This is a genomic window from Pseudomonas sp. 06C 126, assembly GCF_001855215.1.
In the GTDB taxonomy this organism is placed as follows: domain Bacteria; phylum Pseudomonadota; class Gammaproteobacteria; order Pseudomonadales; family Pseudomonadaceae; genus Aquipseudomonas; species Aquipseudomonas proteolytica.
The window spans coordinates 1-22,069 of sequence record NZ_MIFU01000099.1 but is presented as its reverse complement, the minus strand read 5'-3'; the positions used below and the strand labels follow the sequence as shown (position 1 = coordinate 22,069).

Below are 22,069 nucleotides of genomic sequence, written 5' to 3'. Positions count from 1 at the left end.
AACACATCGCAGTGCAATAACAACAAGAAAGATTGCAGGGGAGAGACCGCAATGAGCACGACAGTGCGCGCGCAAGGCTCGGGATCCGAGGGTAAATGGTCCATCAAATCCACTGGGCTGGGTGTCGGCCTGGTAGGCCTGCTGCAACTGTGCAGCAGCGGGGGCGTGCAGGCCATGGAGTTCAGCCTGCTGGACAAGCAGGTCACCGGCTCGCTCGACAGCACCCTGTCTTATGGGCGCCTGTGGCGGGTCCAGGGGCGGGACAAGGGCAACGACGACGTCAACACCAACGACGGCAATCGCAACTTCGATACCGGGTTGGTTTCCGAGGTGTACAAGATCACGTCGGAGCTGGAAGCCAACTACCAGAACTACGGGTTGTTCGTGCGTGGCACGGCGTTCTATGACACCCAGATCATGGATAAGCGCAACGACTACTACCGCAACAACAGCCCATCGCAACCCAGCCAGAGCCATCCCCAGGATAACCACTTCACTGACCAGACCCGGGATATTGCCGGTAGCCGTGTGGAGATTCTCGACTCCTACGTCTATGGCAACTGGGACGTTGGCCAGATGCCGCTGACTGCCCGGCTGGGGCGCCAGGTATTCAACTGGGGCGAGGGCATCTTCTATCGCGGCGGGGTCAACACCACCAACCCGGTGGACGCGGCCAAATACCGCCTGCCGGGTGCCGAGGTCAAGGAAGTGCTGATGCCGGTGGAAGCCATCAGCTTCAATATCGGGCTGAGCGACAACCTGTCGATGGAGAGTTTCTACCAGTGGAACTGGAAGGAGACACGCATCGATCCGGTCGGCACCTTCTACTCCCAGAGCGACCTGTTCGCCGATGGCGGCCGCACCGGCTACAACAACTTCACCGGCAGCGCCCTCGACACCCCGACGCCCATCGGCGGCAACGTCATCGGGCTATACGACGCCCTGGGCAACAACCCGATGCTCGGGGGCATGCTGCGCAGCACCGGGCTCTACGCCAACGGCATGACCCCGGCCTACGGCAACACCCTCAAGGTGGCGTCGATCGGCAAGGACTACAACGCGCGCAACGATGGCCAGTTCGGCTTCGCCTTCCGTTACATCGCCGAGGAGCTCAATAGCACCGAGTTCGGCCTGTACCTGGTCAACTACCACGCCAAGGAACCGACCATCGCCGCTAACCTGGCGGGCTACAAAGGTATCGACATGGCGGCCCTGACCAGCATGCTGTCGTCGGTGGCCGGCAGCCAGGCGGCGGCCCTGGCCAATGGCCTGGCGACGGTGGACGTGATGGGCAACATCCAGGCGCACCGGCGCTACGCTGAAGATATCCGCATGTACGGCTTCAGCTTCAACACCACCCTGGGCAAGGCCTCGGTGTTTGGCGAGCTGGCCTACCGGCCGAACCTGCCTATCGGTGTCGCCGCCACCAACGACCTGATCGGCGACCTGGCCAATGGTGCCGGCGCGGCAGCGGGCGGGCAGTTCATCAATGTCGGCGGGCAGATGGTCAACCTCGACAGCCAGATCGACAACTCCGAGCGCGTAGAGGCCTTCAACACGTCCGTAGGCAGCATCTATAACTTCGGCCCGGGCCTGGGCTTCGACTCACTGTTCGGCGTCTTCGAACTGGCCTCCGAGCACCTGCGCGGCAGTGGTCTGAAGTATCAGGCCTACGATGGCAGCACCCGTTACTACGCGGGCAGCGGCAACACTTCCTATGTGTCGGGTGGTGATCGTGATGACCAGGTCAGCCGTGATTCCTACAGCTACACGCTGATGTTCAACGGTACCTGGAACGACGTGTACGCCGGGGTCAACCTGTCGCCCTACGTGGTCTACAAAGACGACTTCAAAGGCAACTCCTACCAGGCCGGCAACTACATCGAGGGCCGCAAGGCTTACACCCTGGGGCTCAAGGCCAACTACCAGAACAAGCTGGAAGCCGAGCTGCAATACACCGAGTTCTTTGGTGGCGGCCAGAACAACGTTATCCGCGACCGCGACAACATCGGTTTCAACCTCAAGTACTTCCTGTAAGCCGCTGCCATGCTGCGGCGCGAGGGCGGTTGCCCGCCCTCGTTCTTTTGGAGATTCGCCATGTTCCACACACCTCGAATGCTCACCGCCGGTTTGGCGCTGGCCCTCGGCCTGGCCGCTGGCAATGCCCTTGCGGCGCAACAGCTCAAGGCCCAGCTCACCCCCTTCGGCGCCGAGCGTGCGGGCAATGCCGCCGGCACCATCCCCACCTGGGAGGGCGGTATCACCCAGGCGCCCAAGGGCTATGAAAAGGGCAAGCACCACGTCGATCCCTTTGCCGGTGACAAACCGCTGTTCACCATCACCAAGGCCAACCTGGAACAGTACAAGGCCAACCTGACGGCGGGCGAGATCGCCTTGTTCAACAGCTACCCCGACAGCTTCCAGATGCCCATCTATCCGAGCCGACGCTCCGGCTCGGCGCCGCAGTGGGTGTATGACAACACCTTCAAGAACGCCACCAGCGCCAAGCTGCTGGACGGTGGTACCGGCTTCGCCGATGCCTTTGGCGGCGTGCCGTTCCCCATTCCGCAAAACGGCGTGGAAGCACTGTGGAACCACATCACCCGCTACCGCGGCACCTACATCGTGCGCCGCGCCTCGGAGGCGCCCGTGCAACGCAACGGCAGCTTCGCCCTGGTCACGGCGCAGCAGGAGGGGCTGTTCAACTACTACCGCCAGGGCGGGCAATACGCCGACCTGAAAAACATCCTGTTCTACTACCTGACCTTCGTAAAAAGCCCGGCCCGCCTGGCCGGTGGTGCGACCCTGGTGCACGAGACCCTCGACCAGATCAAAGACGCCCGCCAAGCCTGGATCTACGACGCCGGCCAACGCCGCGTACGCCGCGCACCGAACCTGGCCTACGACACACCGATCTCATCCTCCGATGGCCTGCGCACGGCGGACGACACCGACATGTTCAACGGCTCGCCGGATCGCTACGACTGGAAACTGCTGGGCAAGAAAGAAATCTACATCCCCTACAACAACTACAAACTCGCCAGCGCCGACGTGAAATACGCCGACCTGCTCAAAGTCGGCCACCTTAACCCGCAATACACCCGCTACGAGCTACACCGCGTGTGGGTAGTCGAAGGCACCCTCAAACCAACGGCGCGGCACCTGTATTCCAAACGCGTGCTGTACCTTGATGAAGACAGCTGGGGCGCGGCAGTGGTTGATCAGTACGACGGCCGTGGCGAACTGTGGCGGGTGTCGATGGCCTACTTGAAAAACTTCTACGATTTGCCGACTACCTGGAGCGCATTGGACGTGTTCCATGACCTGCAGGCACGGCGGTACTACGTGCAGAACTTGGATAACGAAGAGCCGCAGACGGTGGACTTTGCGCAGCCGATTCCGGAAGACTCGTACTTCATGCCCTCGGCGTTGCGCTTGCGCGGGACTCGATAGGGCTGTCGTTGTTAGTTAGATGGCGAGAGCCGTGCTTGAGGGTGCGGCTCTTTGCTTTTTTTTAAGGTGTCTAGCCCGATGGGTAGTCAGGCTGTTGGGGCGCTTTATTCGGGGCAAATAAAAAGCCGGCTTGTGCGGCGTTATTTATAAAATTTATTCCGATTTTCAATGAGGCCACAGGCGCTCCCCAGATGTTGTGGATAGGGGCGGCGAAAGTAAGGTCATTGAGGTAGAACTCTTCGATGCTCTACGCACCCGGACGCCAAGCCGAAAGAATTTACCGCGCAACGACGTAGCTTTCTGATCTGGATGGCCTCAGAAACCGGTCAAGTCCCGATTGGGACGATGACAACCTATCGGCCTGCCCAAGGCAGGCCTTGGCAACGCTCAGGCAACGCCCTCCACCAATACCAACGCCCCCACCACCAACGCCTCCATCCCCCGCGCCAATTCCACCTCCATCTCCGCTTCTTCCGTATCCCGCGCCGTTTCCACCACGGGCTCCCGCTGCGTCACCGTGTACACCGTATCCGCCACCGCCATGCAGTGAAACGCCACCGTCGCCAGTAGCCACCGCGCCTGTTCCTTGCTCACCCCAAACCCCTGCGCAATCAACGCTTGGTGCCCATCAATCTTGGCCAGCATCGGCGCGGTTGCTGCCGCGCGGCGGATCACGTAGGGCGTCAGCCCGGGGTGGGTTTTGACGAACTCGCGTACCGAGGTGGCGAACACGATCAGGTAGTCCTTCAACCCACCGTCGGCCTCGCCGCAGTCCTGGGGGATCTGCCAGCGGGTGAAGATTTCTTCAGCAACCATGGCCTTGAGCGCTTCGAGGTTGGCCACGTGTTTGTACAGCGCCATATGGCTGACCCCCAACGCCGCCGCCAGGCCGACGAAGGTGATGTTGGGCAGGCCCATCTCGATGCCGGCGTCGACGATGCGTTCGCGGGTGATGCTCGGCGGGCGGCCGCGGGTGGCGGTTTTTTTTGCGGGTTCCATGGGTATTCCTTAATCGCTGAACACAAGGTTGTAGCTGTCTTGTCGGCTTTGCGCAAATTAGTTTATAGTCATGCAACTAAATATGATTCTGATTCTCAAACGGACTTTTTCTGTCAATGGACTCACCTGAAGCGGCTTCGGCCAACCCTCAAGTCGCAGGCACGCTTAGCCGGATTCTGAGGCCTATCCGTGGGCGTCTGTGTGTCGCCGCAGGGCTTGCCGCTGTCGGCGGCATGCTGACGCTGGTGCCGCTGGCGGCCATCGCCCATATCGGCGCACGTGTCCTCGGCGCTGGCGCTCAGCTGTCGAGCGAAGTGTGGTGGGTTGTTGGCCTTAGCGCTTTAAGCCTATTCGCGGGCATGGCATTGATTTTTATCGCTGAGCTGCTCGCCCACCTGGCCGACAATCGCCTCACTCACCATTTACGCCGCGCGATCACCCAGCGCCTGAGCCGTGTGCCACTGGGTTGGTTCAGCAGCCGAGCATCGGGCGAAGTGAAACGGGCGATGCAGGACGATATCAATACGCTGCACAGCCTCACCGCGCACTTCTACACCACCGCGGGGCGCGCGGGCGGAGCGGTGTTGGTGTCGATGGTTTACCTGTTGGCGATGGACTGGCGTTTGGCGCTGGTGTCGCTGTTGCCGTTTGCCGGGTATTTCCTGTTTCTCTCGCGGGCCATGCGCGCCAGCGGCGCGAGTATGCAGGAATTTGTCAGCGGGATGGCTCGCATCGACAACGCGGTGGTGGAGTTCGTCAACGGCATTCCGGTGGTCAAGGCTTTCGGCGCCAGTGGCAAAGCGCACGGGGCTTATCGCAGCGCCATCGACACCTTTGCCACGACCTTTATCGACTTCACCCGCCCGCTGGTGGCGTCGATGGCGAATGCCAACGCGATGATCGCGCCGGTCACTGTGCTCGGCGTAGTACTGGCAGCGGGCACGCTGTTTGTTAGCCTGGGTTGGATCGCGCCAGTGGACGTGCTGCCCTTCGTATTGGTGGCGCCGGGTCTGAGCGCGCCGTTGCTGCTGTTGCACTACATCACCCACGATTTGAACAACGCCACCGGCGCTGCGCAGCGCGTGCAGGGGTTGCTGGACACGCCGACGCTGACGCAATCGGCCGTGCAGTTGCCGAGCGGCAACGCAATCTGCTTTGAGCAGGTTGGCTATGCCTATGAGCGCGACCACGCGGTGCTGAGGGATATCAACTTCACCCTGCAACCGGGCACCACCACGGCCATCGTCGGCCTGTCCGGCGCCGGCAAGTCAACGCTGGCGCGCCTGCTGCTGCGGTTTTTCGATCCCAGCAGTGGGCGCATCACTTTGGGCGGTGCGGACCTGCGCCACATCGATACGCCGCTGTTGTATCAGCGCATCGGTTTTGTGCTGCAAGAGGTGCGCCTGATCAACGCCAGCGTGCGCGACAACATCGCCCTCGGCCGACCGTCCGCCACCGCGCAACAGATCGAAGACGCCGCCCGCGCGGCGAATATCCACGAGCGCATTCTGCGCCTGCCGCGTGGTTACGACTCGGTGATCGGCGAGGACGCCCAGCTCTCCGGCGGCGAGCAACAGCGCCTCAGCATCGCCCGTGCAGTGCTGCTGGACCCGCCAGTGCTGGTGCTCGACGAGGCCACCGCCGCGGCCGATGCCGACAACGAAGTGGCGATCCAGGAAGCACTGTCACGCTTCGCCCAGGGCCGCACATTGTTGGTCATCGCCCATCGGCTCGACACGGTGATGCACGCCGATCAGATCCTCGTGATCCACGACGGCACCCTGCACGAGCATGGCCGTCACGCCGACCTGCTGGCCCATGGCGGGCTCTACGCACGGTTATGGCAACTGGGCGATTACGCCCGCAGCGAATCACAGGCGGTGCAACCATGCTGAAGACTTTTGTGCGCCTGCTCGGTGAAGACGCGCCCACGCTGCGCCGCTATGCCGTGATGGCGGTGTTCTACGGCCTGCTCAGCGGGCTGACCCTGATCACGCTGGTGCCGCTGATCAGCCACCTGTTGGCCGGTGATGCGCTGGAGGCAGGGCGTTGGTTGATTGCGCTGCTGTTTGGCGTGACCGCTTGCGCGCTGTGGCGTCGCACCCTCGACAAAGCCGGTGTAGCCGTCGGCGTGGCGGTGCTGCAAGGTGCGCGACAACGCGTCGGCGATCACGTGGCGCGCCTGCCGCTGGGCTGGTTCAGCGCGCAAAACAGTGCGCGGCTCGGCCATCTGATCACCCAGGGCATGATGGCGGTGGCGCAGTTGCCGGCGCATGTGTTCACCCCGGTGATCAGCGGCGCGGTGACGCCGTTGGTGCTGGTTGCCGCGCTGTTTGCCTTGCACTGGCCCTTGGGTGTGTTGGCGTTGCTGGCGCTACCGGTGTTGGTGGGCGTGATGCTGCTCACCGCGCGCCTGGGCCAAAGTGCCGACAACACCTATCAGCAGAACTTCGCCCAGACCAGCCAGCGCATGGTCGAGTTCGCGCAGGCCCAGTCGGTGTTGCGCGCGTTCAATGGTAGCGGCGGCGCTACGCGTTTGCTGGACCAGGCCATCGACCAGCAACGCCAGTCCGGCCAGCGTTTGATCTATCGCTCCTCATTGTCGGCGGTGTTCAATGCCTGGGCGGTGCAAGGGATCTTCTGCGCCTTACTGGTGGCGGTCGCGCTGTGGTGCGACGCCCTGGATGCCCACGAAGCCATCGCCGTCTGCGTGGCCTTGGTGCTGGTGTGTCGTTATATCGAACCGCTGCTGGAAGTGGCCAGTTATGGCGAGATCCTGCGCAGCGCCAACGCCCAGCTCGATGAGGTGCGCAGCATTCTTGCCGAGCAGCCGTTACCGGTCGCCGCGCAAGCGAAAATGCCCATGGATAGTTCGGTGGAATTGCGCAACGTCAGTTTTCGTTATGCCCCCGACGAACCCCAGGTGCTGCGCGGGGTGAGCCTGCGTATCGAGCCGGGCAGCATGACCGCACTGATCGGCGCGTCGGGCTCGGGAAAGACCACGTTGGTGCGGCTGCTGGCGCGCTTCTTCGATGCGAACCGGGGCCAGGTGTTGATCGGTGGCGTGGAGGTGCGCGAGATGTCCGAAGCGGTGCTGGCCGCGCAGATCAGCCAGATTTTCCAGGACACCTACCTGTTCCAGGGCAGCATTGCCGACAACATCCGCCTCGGTAAACCGGGCGCCAGCCTGGCCGAGATTGCGGCGGTGGCGCAGCAAGCCGGCGTGGCCGAGATCATTGCGCGTTTGCCCCTGGGCCTGCACACGCCGGTGGGCGAGGGCGGGGCGCGGTTGTCAGGGGGCGAGCGCCAACGTATCGCCATTGCCCGTGCGTTGCTCAAGGACGCGCCGATCCTGCTGGTGGACGAAGCCACCGCCGCCCTCGACACCTACAACCAAGCCGCCATCGCCGATGCGCTGGCCAGGTTGCGCGGGCGCTGCACGTTGATTGTGATCGCGCATCAGTTGTCGACGGTGGCCATGGCCGATCAGATTCTAGCGTTGGATGACGGCGAGATTGTCGAGCAGGGCACGCCAGCGATCCTGGCGGCCAGCGCTGGGCGGTACGCGCAGTTTCTCGCCCAGCGCCGGGCGGCCCGTGGTTGGCGGATTGCATGATGCGTCTAGTGGGCTGTGGCGTGTTGCTGGTGCTGTGCGGCGCGTCGCTGCTGGTCGGCGCCCGCGAGATCGACCTGTTGGCAGTCGACGGCGACGCGTGGCTGACGCTGACGGCCAGCCGCTTGCCGCGCTTGGCCGCGCTGGTGCTGACCGGCGTGGGCTTGGCGGTGTGCGGGGTGATCTTGCAGCACATCCTGCGCAACAAGTTCGTGGAGCCGGGGACCACCGGCGGCCTGGACGCGGCCAAGCTTGGCATCCTCGTCTCGCTGGGCGTGGCGCCGGCCGCCAGCGCCGGCGTGCGCATGCTGTTTGCGCTGCTGTGTTGCTTCGCGGCGAGCCTAGTGTTCCTGGCGATCATCCGGCGCCTGCGTTTTCACCATACCTTGCTGGTGCCGGTGATTGGCCTGATGTACGGCGGTGTGCTCAGCGCCATTTCCGAGTTTTATGCTTACCGCCACAACATCCTGCAAAGCATGCAGGGCTGGCTGCTGGGGGATTTTTCCAAGGTGGTGCAGGGCAACTACGAGATCATTTATCTGATCCTGCCCATCGTCGCGCTGGCGTACCTGTATGCGCAGCGCTTTACCGTGATGGGCATGGGCGAGGGCATGGCCACTAGCCTGGGCGTGAACTACGCGGCCACGGCGGCGCTGGGCCTGTTGCTGGTGGCCGTGACCGTGGCGGCGACGGTGATCACCATCGGTTCGATCCCCTTTGTCGGCCTGATGATTCCCAATTTGGTGGCCTTGTATTACGGCGAAAACCTCAGCCGCACGCTGCCCATCGTCGCCCTCGGCGGTGCCGCGTTGCTGCTGGCCTGCGACATTCTCGGGCGCCTGCTGATCTTCCCGTTCGAAGTGCCGATTGGCCTCACCGCGGGCATCGTGGGTGGCGGGATGTTCCTCGCGTTGATCGTCTGGAGGCAGCGATGAAGCGGCTGTGGGCCTTGGTATTCGCCCTGGCGTCGGGCTTTGTGCTGTTCCGTTCGGGGCTGGATTTTGACTACGTGATCCCCAAGCGGCTCGCGCGGTTGGCGGCGATGTGTATCGGCGGGGTGTGCGTGGCGTGGTCGTCGATCATTTTCCAGACCCTCACCGGCAACCGCATCCTCACGCCGGCGATCATGGGTTATGAAGCGGTGTACCTGTTGTTCCAGGCGTTGTTGGTGTTGTTGCTGGGCACCGCCAGCCTGATGCTGCTGGGCAGCCAGGGCAACTTTGTGCTGTCGGTGCTGCTGATGCTCGGCTATTCCTGGGCGCTGCAACGCTGGTTGCTGCGCGAGGGCAACAGCAACGTGTACTTCCTGTTGCTGTTGGGCCTGGTGTTGAGCCTGGTGATCGGCACGGTCACGCAGTTTGTGCAGTTGAAGATCAGCCCCGGCGAGTTCTCGATCCTGCAAGGCTTCAGCCAGGCCTCGTTCAACCGCGTGCAGCCGCAGCAACTGCTGTTCTCGGGGTTATTGGTGGCGGCGCTGTGCCTGGGCTTTGCACGCACGTTGCCGACCCTCGATGTGCTCGCCCTGGGCCGCGACCAAGCCATGTCGCTGGGGGTGGACTACCCGCGCGTGGTGCGCCTGCAACTGGCATTGGTCGCGGCGTTGGTGGCGATTTCCACTGGGCTGCTGGGGCCCACGGCGTTCATGGGCGTGCTCGTGGCCAACACCACCTATGCGTTGGCGCGCACGTTCCGCCACCGGGTCACGTTGCCCATGGGCAGCACGATTGCCATCGCGATTTTTATCGCGGCGCAACTGCTGGTCGAGCACGTCTTCAACTACAAGACCACCGTCAGCATTCTTGTGAACCTGCTGTGCGGCACGTATTTCCTGGCGCTGATGCTGCGCACCCGAGGCACCCGATGATCACTGTGCACAACCTCTACAAAACCTACGGCACCCAGACCGTGCTGGCCGGCGTCAACGCCAGCTTTGCCGCTGGGCGCCTGACCTCGCTGATCGGCCCCAATGGCGCCGGCAAGACCACGCTGTTGATGATGATCGCGAGGCTGATGGCACCGAGCGGCGGCGACATTCGCCTGGATGGCCGCCAGGTCGGCGATATCCCGCTGCGCGACTACGCCAAGCGCGTGGCCACCTTGCGCCAGGCGCCGGATTTCAACCTGCGCCTGACCGTCGAGGAACTGGTGGCCTTCGGGCGCTTCCCTTACAGCCGTGGCGCGCTGACCGGCGAAGATCACCGCGTGATCGATGACGCGCTGAGCTTTCTCGCGCTGCAACCCCTGCGCCGCGCCTACCTCGACGAGCTCAGCGGCGGCCAGCGGCAAATGGCGTTCCTGGCCATGACCATCGCCCAGCAAACCGACTGCCTGCTGCTAGACGAGCCGTTGAACAACCTCGATATCAAACACGCCGTGCACATCATGCGTGCGCTGCGCCGGCTATGTGACGAGCAGGGCCGTACGGTGATCCTGGTGGTGCACGACATCAACTTCGCCGCCCATTACTCCGACCACATCCTCGCGATGAAAGGCGGTGCCGTGCATTGCGCCGGCAGCGTGGCCGAGGTGGTCAACGAAACCCGCCTGGGCGAACTGTACGACCTCGATTTCGAGATCACCCACGGCGCCCGTGGCCGCCTGTGCAACTACTTCAACCCCGCATGAGAACTCCCATGAACCGCACACACACAGCCTGGGCCTGCGCCCTGTTACTGGCCGCGCTTGGCGCAGGGCCGGCTTCGGCCGCCGCCCCGATCAGCGTGACCCACGCGTTGGGCAGCACGCTGATCCAGCCGCCCGTACAGCGCGTGGTGGCCCTGGACATGAACGAAGTGGATTTTCTCGACCAACTGGGCGTACCGGTGGCCGGGATGCCCAAGGACTTCGTGCCGCCGTTCCTGCAACGCTACAAGGACGACGCGGCGGTGGTGGACACCGGCGCCATCGTCCAGCCGAATCTGGAGCGGGTGCACGCGGCCAAACCGGACCTGATCCTGATCACCTCGCTGCAGGCCCCGCACTACGGCGAACTCAGCGAGATCGCGCCCACCGTGCATTTCGACGTGGATTACCGCGACAGCCAGAAGCGCCATATCGAAGTAATCAAGCAGCACCTGCTGACCCTCGGGCAGATCTTCGCCAAGCCGGCCCTGGCGCAACAACAGGTTGGCGCCCTCGACGCCAAGGTTGCAGAAGCGAAACGCATCACCGCCGACCGCCCCGAGCGCGCCCTGGTGGTGCTGCATAACAACGGTGCGTTCAGCTCGTTTGGCGTGCAGTCGCGCTACGGCTTTGTGTTCACCGAGCTGGGGGTGAAACCGGCCAGCCCGACCGCCGAGGCCGGCTTGCATGGCCAGCCGATTTCCAGTGAATTCATCCAGCAGGCCAACCCGGACATTCTCTACGTAGTTGATCGCACGGCCGTCATGGAGCATCGCCCGTTGCTGAATGCGCAAACCCTGGGCAACCCGTTGTTGCGCCAGACCAATGCCTGGAAAACCGGGCGCGTGGTGTTTGTCGATGCCGATGCCTGGTACGTCATGGCGGCCAGCCCTAGCTCGATCAAGCAAGTGATCGCCGATGTGATCCAGGGCTATCAACCCTGATTCCAGGCGTTAATCCCGCTTCAAGCTGCCAACACTAAAAAAACATCCCACCTTACGGAGCCTTCCATGACTCACCGTACACGTACCCCTGTGCCCGCTCGTCCGGGTTTTACCTCCATGGCCTTGCTCGGCCTGGCAATCAGCAGCGCCCCTGCGTTCGCCGAAGAACTCGTGCAAGCCGAAGAAAACCGCGTGTCCACCTTGCCGGCGATTCGCGTCGAGGGTGAAATGCCGGCCGCCGATCTGCCGCTGAGCTACGCCGGTGACCAGGTGGCGTATGGCAGCCGGCTCGGCCTGCTGGGCAACAAGGACTTTATGGAAACGCCGTTCAGCACCATCAGCTACACGGAAAAGTTCATTGCCGACCGCCAGGCCCAGACCGTCACCGATGTGATCGCCGCGACCGACCCTGCGGTGTTCAGCAATGGCCTGAAGGGCACCTACAGCGAGAACTATTCGATCCGTGGTTTTGCCACCAGCATCAGCGACGTGACCATCGACGGCCTGTTTGGCGTGGCGCCGTACTACCGCATTTCGCCGGAAATGTACGAGCGCATCGAAGTGTTGAAAGGCCCGTCGGCGCTGCTCAATGGCATGCCGCCAGGCGGTTCGGTGGGAGGCATGGTCAACCTGGTGCCCAAGCGTGCCGGTGCTGAGCCGCTGACGCGCTTTACCACCACCTACATGTCCGAGGCGCAGTTTGGCGGCCACCTCGACGTAGGCCGTCGCTTTGGCGATGAGCAGCAATTTGGCGTGCGCTTCAACGGTGTGTACCGCGATGGCGACACAGCGACCGAGCAGCAACAGCAGAAAGCGCAGTTGAATTCGTTGGGCCTGGATTGGCGCGGTGAGCGGGCGCGGCTGTCGGCCGACCTCTACAACAGCGAAGACCGCGTGCGCGGGCAAAACCGTGGGATCAGCCTGGCGGCGAATGTGGCCGTGCCCAAGCCGCCGAAGTCGGACACTTTGCTCAACCCGGACTGGGCGTTTGTCGATACCAAGGATCAGGGCGCGATTGTGCGCGGCGAATTTGACCTGACTGAGCAACTGTCGGCCTACGCGGCGTTCGGCGCCAGCGAGACCCACTACCGCTACAGCGGCGCGATGTCGGCCCAGGTGATCAACAATGCGGGGGATTTGAAGACCAGCATGGGCCAACTGAAGATGGACATCGAGAAAACCTCGGGCGAGGCGGGGCTCAAGGGCAAATGGCAGACCGGGCCGATCGGGCACCAGTGGGTGGTCAATGCCACGCGGTATGCCGACAAGCAAAAGGACTATGGCCGGCGTTGGGTGCCCGGTGCGGATTGGCTGACCAATATCTATCACCCGACCTGGGGGCCGGAGGCGCCGCGCAGCTTTGCGCCGGTGGCACACACCGAATCCACGCTGACCAGCTACGGCGTGGCGGACACCTTGTCGGTCCTTGACGACAAGGTGCAACTGACCCTTGGCGTGCGCCGCCAGAACGTGGTCACGGACACCTTCAATACCACCACTGGCGCGCGTAACAAGCCCGGCTATGACGAAAGCGCGACAACTCCCGCCGCAGCCGTGGTGGTCAAGCTCACGGAACAGGTTTCGGTGTATGCCAACTACATCGAGGGCCTGAGCAAAGGCGCGATGGCGCCGATGACGGCGGCTAACTACGGCGACGTTTTTGCCCCGTACAAATCCAAGCAGAAGGAAATCGGCCTCAAGCTCGACCTGGGCGCGTTCACCCACACTCTTAGCCTGTATCAGATCGAGCGTCCGGGCAGCTCCACCGATCCGGTGACCAACGTGTTCTCCTTTGGTGGCGAACAGCGCAACCGAGGCATCGAGTGGGGCTTCTTCGGCTCGCCCATCGACGACGTCCGCCTGATGGGCGGCGTTGCCCATGTTGATCCGAAGATCACCAAATCGCCAGGCGGCGATGACGAAGGCAAGACGGCCACCGGATTGCCCAAGCTGCAAGGCAAGCTCGGCGCGGAATGGGACACGCCACTGGTGCCGGGCCTGACCCTGACCGCCAACGCGACGTCGGTTTCCCAGCAATACATCAGTGATGACAACTCACAGTCGATCCCCGGCTACACCATTTTCGACCTGGGCTCGCGGTATGCAATGCAGGTCGCCGGGCGACCAGTGACCCTGCGTGGCACGGTGACCAACGTCACTGACAAGGCGTACTGGGGCATGCCGCTGACGTCCAGCCTGGGCCTGGGCGCGCCGCGCACGTACGAGTTGTCGGCGACCGTGGATTTTTGACGCTTTAGCAAGAGTAAAACTTCAACCTGTGGCGAGGGAGCAAGCTCCCTTGCCACACAGCTATTCAGAATGCGAGTCTTTTGTCCCCCCACTTCATCGTCGGATGAGGTCAAGTGGCGTTGAACGCCATTGGACAGGGACGAGCCTGAAACGCCCGTGATAGCTGAGCTATCGGCAGGATTCTCGGATGGAAAAGGTTTATTTCGGACAATTAAAAAGCCGGCTTGTGGCCGGCTTCTCGGGGACTGGTTAAGTCTATTTTTGGTAAACCTCACCAGCCTTCAATCGTTCACTCAAGCGCTCGCCCAAGTGATAAAGGGGGCATCGGCGGGAACTCCTCCGCGTCGCCGGGCAGGGTGTGTGGGCTTTACGCCGACCCTGCCAAATGTGCCGCGCATGTTACTCACATTTATTTGATTTTCCCAGCGTCTGGTCTGATTTAGAGCTGTCGTGGCCGATCAGGTGGTCGTCCAGCGGGACGGGAGGGCGGCGTTTGTTGAGGGTGGACCACCAGAACACCCAGCCCAGGATGTGGACGTTTTGCTCGAAGCGCTGGTCGTAGGTCAGGAGTTCGTCGGGGTGTTCGTTGCTGTTGTGGCTGCGGATGCGCAGGCCGCCGCCGGGTCGGTTGTAGAGGTATTTGATGCGCAGCATGCCGTCGTGTTCGAGGGCGTAGATCTCGCCGTCGATGATTTGCGTGCGGCCGCGGTCGATGGCCAGGATGGCGCCGTCCTGGATGATGTCGATCATGCTGTTGCCAACCATATAGGCTCCCAAGGCGCGGTCGGCGGTGACGTTGAGTTGTTCCAGGGTATGCAGGGACAGGCGTAGGGTTTCCTGGGCGTTGAAGGAAGCGTGGAGGGGGACTTCCACGTCGACTTTTTCCGGGCCGCTGCTGGGGTCGCAGAGGTAGTGGCCGCAGTCTTCGCGTGCGGCGGCGTTGTTTGCGCGGTTGGAGCCTTCCAGGTGGTAGTTGGTCGGCGGGTGTTTGGGGCCTTCGCCGGTACGCAGCCAGCGGCTGGTGACACACAGCAGTTCTGCTATTTCGTCGAGCCGGGCCATGGGCACGCCACGCTTGAACCAGTTATTGACGTGCTGGGGCGTGACGTCGCGATTCTTGGCGAAGTCGGAGGCGGAAAGATGCACTTCCCTAAGTAACGTTCTTAAGCGATCACCTGATGTATTCATAAACGCAGAGTTTACTGGCCGGAAAACTAGATCAAATAAACCATGCGTTGAGTTGGTGTATGTAGGTATTTCCTTATTGCAAGTAAAGTCTTGATTGAATTGAGATTAGTTAAACGTTAGTTGCTGTTTTGTTTATCTAAATGAACTTGCCGTTTATTTTTTCCCACAAAAAAAGCCCCGAATGATCGGGGCTTTTTTGATTGCCGTGGCAATGAGTAGCGGGTATCAGCCTTTGTAGGCAGCTACCGACTTCATGATCTCGGCGCGGGCAGCGTCTGCGTTGCCCCAACCGTCGATCTTCACCCATTTGCCTTTTTCGAGGTCTTTGTAGTTCTCGAAGAAGTGCTTGATCTGCTCCAGCAACAGTGGCGGCAGGTCGGTGTATTCCTTCACGTCGACGTACAGCTGGGACAGCTTGTCGTGTGGCACGGCGATAACTTTGGCATCGCCGCCGCCGTCGTCGGTCATGTTCAGGATGCCCACCGGGCGAGCGCGGATGACCGAGCCTGGGGTGACCGGGTAAGGGGTCACGACCAGCACGTCGAGGGGGTCACCGTCGTCAGCCAGGGTGTTAGGGATGAAACCGTAGTTGGCCGGGTAGAACATCGGGGTGGCCATGAAACGGTCAACGAACAGGCAGTCGCTGTCTTTGTCGATTTCGTATTTGATCGGCGCGTGGTTGGCCGGAATCTCGATGGCGACGTAGATGTCGTTCGGCAGGTCTTTGCCAGCCGGAATCTTGCTGTAGCTCATTGGGCGTTGCCCCCGTTGGTGGCCAGGTAAATTGGCCGGATTGGCCTAAAAGTGGCGGCGATTATAGGCATATTCCTGTGCCGATGCCACGCGCCAGACGTCGTACGGTACTTAGCCTTCAGTCTGATAGCGCAGGTCGCTGGCCTGCAGATGTTTCAGGCGGGCCAGGGGATCCTGGCGGTAAAAGTGGCTCAGTTGCTCGTAGACCTGTGGATAACTCTCAGTGAGTAAATCCGGCGCACTGAAAAAATACTCGCTGGTGACGGCAAAAAATTCCGCAGGGTTTTCCGCCGCGTAGGGGTCGATGGCGGTTTCGGCGTCGGGGTTGTGGTCGAGCTGGCGGTTGAGGTCGTCATAAGCGCTCTGCATCACGCTGGCCCACTCCTGGACGCGCATGTCGTGGTGCAGGGGTGGCAGGCCGTTGGCGTCGCCATTGAGCATGTCGAGTTTGTGTGCCAGTTCGTGGATCACCAGGTTGTAGCCTTCCCAATTGCCACTGGCCAGCACGCCCGGCCAGGCGAGGATCACCGGGCCTTGCTGCCAGGCTTCACCACTGTGTTCGCCGTCCCATTCATGTTCCACGCCGCTGGCGTCGCGATGGCGCTGGGGGCTGCGGAAGTCATCGGGGTAAAGGATGATTTCGTGGAAACCCTGGTACCAATCCAGGTCGCCCAGGTTCATCAGCGGCAGTTGCGCCTGGGCGGCGAGCAGCAGGCGTTGTTCCTGGTGCAGTTCGACGCCGGGCAGGGCGGTGAGGTGCTTTTCGGCGAGGAACAGCACGCTGGCCTCACGCAACCATTGGTCCTGTTCGGCACTGATACCGTCGAGGAAGGTCAGGTGATGGCGCACCCGCTGCCAAGTGTCATCGGCAACGGGATGCTTGGCCAGGAGGCGCCGGCGACGCCAGGCGCTGAGGGACCACATGGCCGATCAGTGCGGCTTGGCTTCGGATGAGGTGCGGCCAAAGCGGCTGCGGGCCACGCCAATGATCATCGGCACCAGCGACAGCAGGATGATGAACACCACCAGCAGCGAGAGGTTTTTCTTGATGAACGGTACGTTGCCGAAGAAGTAGCCGAGGGTGACCAGGCCGCCGACCCAGAGGATGGTGCCCAGCACGCTGAAGCCGAAGAACCGCGGGTAAGGCATTCTGGCAACACCGGCGACGAACGGCGCGAAGGTACGCAGGATTGGCAGGAAGCGCGCCAGGGTCACGGTTTTGCCACCGTGCTTGTCGTAGAAATCGTGGGTTTTTTGCAGGTAGTCGCGACGGAAGATTTTCGAGTTGGGGTTGCTGAACAAGCGTTCCCCGGCGGTTCGGCCGATCACGTAGTTGGTACTGTCACCCATGATCGCCGCCAGCATCAGCAGGCCGCCCAGCAGGACCGGGTCCATGCCGCCGCCTGCGGCTACGGCGCCGGCAATGAACAGCAGCGAATCGCCCGGCAGGAACGGCATGACCACCAGGCCGGTTTCGCAAAAAATCACCAGGAACAGGATGGCGTAGATCCACGGACCGTAATTGGTTACCAGCAAGTCGAGGTACACGTCGAGATGCAGGATAAGGTCGAGCGGGTTGAAATCCATGGATGGCACCTGTGTGGACGGCCTGGCTCAGCGGGCCTGTGCGGAAGCTTCGGGCAATAAGGCTACAGGCGTATGCCGGTTTTCTTACAGTCCTAAAAGGTCGGCATTATACGGATTGAATGATGAAATGCGTGTTGGTTTTGTAGCGGGGGATGTCGCAGCTATTCTGCCTAGCACTGATCCAAATGTAGGCGCTGGCTTGCCTGCGATAGCATCACCGGGGTCTGACTGACACACCGAGGTGCCTGCATCGCAGGCAAGCCAGCTCCTACATTTTTTTGCGGTGTTTCAGTCTTCGCTGATCGGGAGCGTGTAGTTCTTGAACTCGGTGTCTTCACGAAAGCCCATGGACTCATAGGTCTTCTGCGCCACGGCGTTATCGCTGCTGGTCGATACGCGCAAGCGCACGGCATTGGTTTCCTTGGCCATCTTTTTTGCGGTACGCATCAGGTTATCGGCCACCAATTGGCGCCGGGCATCCTCGGCGACGTAGATGTCGTTGAGGATCCACACCCGTTTCAATGACAGCGAAGAAAAGCTCGGATACAGCTGGCAAAAGCCGAGTAGTTTGCTGTCGTCGTCATCGGGCAGGGCCAGGTAGATTACCGATTCCTTGCGCCGCAGGCGCTTTTCCAGAAAGGCCCGGGATGAGTCAGGAAAGGGCAGCGCGCCATAGAACTCACGGTATTTGACGAATAACGGGGTCAACAGGTCCAGGTGTTCCAGAGTCGCTTGAGTGATCCGCATGCTAGGCCTCAACTTCTATAGGAATACGACGGCAAACGGTCCTTTACTCGGGCGCCCGCTGCTTGATGCTGCCTAAAGCGGCGAAAAATCGCAATCGTGCTGGCATCACTCCTTGGGCGGGCTGAGCAGGAAGTTGCCTTTCATCAAGTCCGGATCATCCGTTTCCAGGGTCTGAACCTGCGCCTCGTCCTTGAGGTTGACCCCCGACAGGTGTCGCCGGCAGGCCTCGCGCATCAAGTACAGCAAACGGTGGGCCGCCATGCCGTAGCTCAGGCCCTCCAGGCGCACGTTGGAAATGCAGTTGCGGTACGCATCGGTCAGGCCCACCTTGGGGTTGTAGGTGAAATACAGCCCCAGGCTGTCCGGCGAGCTGAGCCCCGGCCGTTCGCCGATCAGGATCACCACCATTTTGGCGCCGAGCAACTGACCGATTTCATCGGCGACCGCGACCCGGCCTTGTTCCACCAGGATCACCGGCGACAACGACCAGCCTTCGGCGCGGGTCTGTTCTTCCATGCGTGTCAGAAACGGCACGGTATGTTTATGCACCGCCAGCGCCGATAAACCATCGGCCACCACCACCGCCAGGTCCACGCCACCCGGGTTGGCCAGGGCGTAGTCGCGCAGGGCCTGCGCCGACTCATCGCTCAGGCGCCGCCCCAGGTCCGGGCGCTGCAGGTAGCTATGGCGGTCGGGGGCGGCGCTGTGCAGCAACAGGCTGTCGCGGCCGCGCTCGGCCATCTGGCTGCTCAGGCCGGCATGGTCGAACGGTAGGTGCACCGCGTCCCGCGCCTGGGCGTGGGCGAACTGGAAGTCCAGTTGCGCGCCGGTGGGGATGCTGGTGCCGGTGCGGCCCAGGGCAATCCGCGCCGGGGTCAGGCGCCGCAGTTCCAGCCATGGGTTATCGCTTGGAGGTGTGTCGGTCTGCACTTCAGGCTCCTTCTTCATCCCAATTGCGCCAAGGCATGGCGGAAGGCCGGTGGCAGGTTGTTGCCAAACTGCACCTTGCCATCGGCTTGCGTGAAGATGCCCATTTTCGCCAGCCACTGTTCGAATTCCGGCGCGGGCTTGAGCCCCAAGGTCTGGCGGGCGTAGAGCGCGTCGTGAAAGGACGTGGTCTGGTAGTTGAGCATGATGTCGTCGGAGCCCGGGATGCCCATGATGAAGTTGATCCCGGCCACGCCCAGCAGGGTCAGCAGGGTGTCCATATCATCCTGGTCGGCTTCGGCATGGTTGGTGTAGCAGATGTCGCACCCCATCGGCACGCCCAGCAGCTTGCCGCAGAAGTGGTCTTCGAGGCCGGCGCGGATGATCTGCTTGCCGTTGTACAGGTACTCGGGGCCGATAAAACCGACCACGGTGTTGACCAGGAACGGCTTGAAATGCCGCGCCACGGCGTAGGCGCGGGTTTCGCAGGTTTGCTGGTCGATGCCAAAGTGCGCGTTGGCCGACAGGGCACTGCCTTGCCCGGTCTCGAAATACATCAGGTTTTGCCCCAGGGTCCCGCGATTCAGGCTCAAGCCCGCATCGTAGCCTTCCTGCAGCACATTCAGGTTGATCCCGAAGCTGGCGTTGGCCGCTTCGGTGCCGGCAATCGACTGGAACACCAGGTCCAGGGGCACGCCCCGGTTGATCGCCTCGATGGAGGTGGTGACGTGGGTCAGCACGCAGGCCTGGGTCGGAATCTCGTAGCGCTGGATGATCGCGTCGAGCATCTCCAGCATGGCGCAGATCGAGGCGATGCTGTCGGTGGCCGGGTTGATGCCGATCATGGCGTCGCCGTTGCCGTACAGCAGACCGTCGAGGATGCTCGCGGCAATGCCCGCCGGTTCATCCGTAGGGTGGTTGGGTTGCAGGCGTGTGGACAGGCGCCCGCGCAGGCCCAGGGTGCCGCGAAACTGGGTAACGACGCGGATCTTCTGCGCCACCAGCACCAGGTCCTGCACGCGCATGATCTTCGACACGGCGGCGGCCATTTCCGGGGTTAGCCCCGGCGCCAGGGCGCGCAGGCTGTTTTCGTCGGCGGCGTCGCTGAGCAGCCAGTCGCGCAAGCCGCCGACGGTCAGGTGGCTGACCACGGCAAAGGCTTGCTGGTCGTGGGTGTCGATGATCAGCCGGGTGACTTCATCGCTTTCGTAAGGGATCAGCGCTTCTTCAAGGAAGTGCTTCAACGGGATATTGGCCAGGGCCATTTGCGCCGCAACCCGTTCGCCATCGTTCTGCGCGGCGACGCCTGCGAGAAAATCCCCGGAGCGTGCGGGACTGGCCTTGGCCATCACGTCCTTGAGGCTGTCGAAACGGTAGGTCAATGCACCGACCGAATGGGAAAAACTTGCCATACAGACTCTCCATGACGACGCGGGCGCTGGCCCGCATCGTGGTTTACGGCGTTTAGTGCAAGGCGGCCTCTGCGGCCTGGATCGCCGCGAATTCTTCTTCCGGCGTGCCTGCTACCAAGTGATGCCGACTGTAGAAAGCAAAGTAAGCAATTAATACTCCATAGATGATCGCCGCGCCAATCACCACGCGTGGATCCACCAGGAAACCCGCCACGACCGCGATGCAGGCCAGTATCAGGGCCAGGCCCGAGGTGAAGATGCCACCCGGCGTGCGGTATGGACGCTCCATTTTGGGGCGACGGATGCGCAGGGTGATATGCGCGGCCATCATCAATACATAGGAAATGGTCGCGCCAAACACCGCCACCAAAATCAGCAGATCGCCTTGGCCGGTCAGCGACAGGCCGAAGCCGATGATCCCGGGGATAACCAGGGCCAGTACCGGCGCCTTGCTTTTATTGGTCTGCGACAGCTTGCGCGGCAGGTAGCCGGCGCGGGACAGGGCGAAGATCTGCCGGGAGTAGGCGTAGATGATCGAGAAGAAACTCGCGATCAGCCCGGCCAGACCCACCAGGTTGACGAAGCTGCCCATCCAGGTCGAACCGCCGTAGGCCAGGGCCAGGGACTCCACCAGCGGGTTGCCGGACTTGACCAGCGCCAGGGTACCGGCGCCACCGGGTGCGATCACCAGGATCAGCAGGGCAAAACTGGTCAGCACCACAATCGCGCCGATCAGGCCGCGGGGCAGGTCGCGTTTCGGGTTCTTGGTTTCTTCGGCAGCCAGGGGCACGCCTTCGACCGCCAGGAAGAACCAGATCGCGTAGGGGATCGCGGCCCACACACCGACATAGCCAAACGGCAGGAAACTGCTGGCGCCCTTGGCCTCGGTCACGGGGATATCCAACAGGTTGGCGACGCTGAAGTGCGGCACCATCGCTACTAGGAACACGCCCAGGGCAATCGCGGCGACAGCGGTGATCACAAACATCAGCTTCAGCGCTTCCCCGACACCAAAGATGTGGATGCCGATAAAGATGATGTAGAACGCCAGGTAGATCATCCAGCCGCCAATGCCGAACAGCGACTCGCAATAGGCGCCGATAAACACCGCAATGGCGGCGGGGGCGATCGCGTACTCGATGAGGATCGCCGTGCCGGTGAGGAACCCACCCCAGGGCCCGAATGCACTGCGGGCAAACCCGTAGCCACCGCCGGCGGTGGGGATCATGGAAGACAGTTCAGCGAGGGAAAAGCACATGCACAAGTACATGGTGGCCATCAGCAATGTGGCGAGGAACATCCCGCCCCAGCCGCCTTGGGCCAGGCCGAAGTTCCAGCCGGCGTAGTCGCCGGAGATCACATAGGCAACGCCGAGGCCGACTAACAGCACCCAGCCGGCAGCGCCTTTTTTCAGTTCACGTTGTTGGAAATATTCGGAGTCGACTTTTTCGAAGTCGACGGAGGATCCTGTCGGTTCGCTAGGCATGGGGAAGTACCTTTGGTTCTTATTGTTTTATCCCGACTGACTTGAGCCGGATGAGATGCCGAGTATTTATGATGATTCAGTGTGGGAG

At 62.0% G+C, this 22,069-nt stretch carries 18 protein-coding genes; 9 read left to right on the top strand and 9 right to left on the bottom strand.

The features are described from left to right. The first annotated feature begins 51 nt into the window (after positions 1–51). Both BHC62_RS19575 and BHC62_RS19570 read left to right on the top strand, forming a co-directional pair. Positions 52–2,037, top strand: coding sequence for a DUF1302 domain-containing protein (locus BHC62_RS19575; RefSeq protein WP_070995849.1), 1,986 nt, complete (start codon positions 52–54; stop codon positions 2,035–2,037). 60 nt (positions 2,038–2,097) lie between these two features. Continuing rightward, entirely contained in the window at positions 2,098–3,453 is a 1,356-nt protein-coding gene (locus tag BHC62_RS19570; RefSeq protein WP_070995848.1) for a DUF1329 domain-containing protein, read from the top strand. 387 nt (positions 3,454–3,840) lie between these two features. On the opposite strand, the gene BHC62_RS19565 is transcribed toward BHC62_RS19570, so the two are convergent. Next, complete coding sequence (locus tag BHC62_RS19565) at positions 3,841–4,452, bottom strand: TetR/AcrR family transcriptional regulator (RefSeq protein WP_029292295.1); 612 nt, start codon at positions 4,450–4,452, stop codon at positions 3,841–3,843. 116 nt (positions 4,453–4,568) lie between these two features. On the opposite strand from BHC62_RS19565, the gene BHC62_RS19560 reads away from it, so the two are divergent. From BHC62_RS19560 to BHC62_RS19530, 7 genes are all read left to right on the top strand, one after another. Then, positions 4,569–6,347, top strand: coding sequence for an ABC transporter ATP-binding protein (locus tag BHC62_RS19560; protein WP_070995847.1), 1,779 nt, complete (start codon positions 4,569–4,571; stop codon positions 6,345–6,347). Further along, entirely contained in the window at positions 6,341–8,068 is a 1,728-nt protein-coding gene (locus BHC62_RS19555; RefSeq protein ID WP_070995846.1) for an ABC transporter ATP-binding protein, read from the top strand. The genes BHC62_RS19560 and BHC62_RS19555 overlap by 7 nt, the downstream gene beginning before the upstream one ends. Continuing rightward, on the top strand, positions 8,068–9,000 hold the full coding sequence (locus BHC62_RS19550) for an ABC transporter permease (RefSeq protein ID WP_070995860.1): 933 nt from the start codon (positions 8,068–8,070) through the stop codon (positions 8,998–9,000). Before BHC62_RS19555 ends, BHC62_RS19550 begins: the two co-directional genes overlap by 1 nt. After that, positions 8,997–9,929, top strand: coding sequence for an iron chelate uptake ABC transporter family permease subunit (locus BHC62_RS19545; protein WP_029292291.1), 933 nt, complete (start codon positions 8,997–8,999; stop codon positions 9,927–9,929). Before BHC62_RS19550 ends, BHC62_RS19545 begins: the two co-directional genes overlap by 4 nt. After that, positions 9,926–10,690 (top strand): ABC transporter ATP-binding protein, encoded by a 765-nt coding sequence (locus tag BHC62_RS19540; protein ID WP_070995845.1) that lies wholly within the window; start codon positions 9,926–9,928, stop codon positions 10,688–10,690. The genes BHC62_RS19545 and BHC62_RS19540 overlap by 4 nt, the downstream gene beginning before the upstream one ends. An 8-nt stretch (positions 10,691–10,698) precedes the next feature. After that, positions 10,699–11,631 carry a siderophore ABC transporter substrate-binding protein gene (locus BHC62_RS19535; RefSeq protein ID WP_070995844.1) on the top strand — a complete coding sequence of 311 codons (933 nt, stop codon included), beginning with the start codon at positions 10,699–10,701 and terminating at the stop codon, positions 11,629–11,631. Positions 11,632–11,697: 66 nt separating this feature from the next. Next, complete coding sequence (locus BHC62_RS19530) at positions 11,698–13,881, top strand: TonB-dependent siderophore receptor (protein WP_224791119.1); 2,184 nt, start codon at positions 11,698–11,700, stop codon at positions 13,879–13,881. A gap of 399 nt (positions 13,882–14,280) precedes the next feature. On the opposite strand, the gene BHC62_RS19525 is transcribed toward BHC62_RS19530, so the two are convergent. From BHC62_RS19525 to eat, 8 genes are all read right to left on the bottom strand, one after another. Next, positions 14,281–15,069 (bottom strand): XRE family transcriptional regulator, encoded by a 789-nt coding sequence (locus BHC62_RS19525; RefSeq protein ID WP_029292287.1) that lies wholly within the window; start codon positions 15,067–15,069, stop codon positions 14,281–14,283. 225 nt (positions 15,070–15,294) lie between these two features. Then, the gene (ppa, locus tag BHC62_RS19520; RefSeq protein WP_003176323.1) at positions 15,295–15,822 is read right to left on the bottom strand and encodes an inorganic diphosphatase; all 528 of its coding nucleotides are present in this window, start codon (positions 15,820–15,822) and stop codon (positions 15,295–15,297) included. Positions 15,823–15,933: 111 nt separating this feature from the next. Continuing rightward, on the bottom strand, positions 15,934–16,746 hold the full coding sequence (locus BHC62_RS19515) for a zinc-dependent peptidase (RefSeq protein ID WP_029292286.1): 813 nt from the start codon (positions 16,744–16,746) through the stop codon (positions 15,934–15,936). A gap of 6 nt (positions 16,747–16,752) precedes the next feature. Further along, complete coding sequence (locus tag BHC62_RS19510) at positions 16,753–17,409, bottom strand: DedA family protein (RefSeq protein ID WP_029292285.1); 657 nt, start codon at positions 17,407–17,409, stop codon at positions 16,753–16,755. 288 nt (positions 17,410–17,697) lie between these two features. Continuing rightward, positions 17,698–18,156, bottom strand: a complete 459-nt coding sequence (locus BHC62_RS19505) for an N-acetyltransferase (protein WP_029292284.1) — start codon at positions 18,154–18,156, stop codon at positions 17,698–17,700. 105 nt (positions 18,157–18,261) lie between these two features. Then, a complete protein-coding gene (gene eutC, locus BHC62_RS19500; RefSeq protein WP_070995843.1) occupies positions 18,262–19,104 on the bottom strand; it encodes an ethanolamine ammonia-lyase subunit EutC in 843 nt (280 codons plus the stop codon). Beyond that, entirely contained in the window at positions 19,101–20,495 is a 1,395-nt protein-coding gene (locus BHC62_RS19495; protein WP_029292282.1) for an ethanolamine ammonia-lyase subunit EutB, read from the bottom strand. Before BHC62_RS19495 ends, eutC begins: the two co-directional genes overlap by 4 nt. 52 nt (positions 20,496–20,547) lie before the next feature. After that, positions 20,548–21,981, bottom strand: coding sequence for an ethanolamine permease (eat, locus tag BHC62_RS19490; RefSeq protein ID WP_070995842.1), 1,434 nt, complete (start codon positions 21,979–21,981; stop codon positions 20,548–20,550). Positions 21,982–22,069 lie beyond the last annotated feature (88 nt).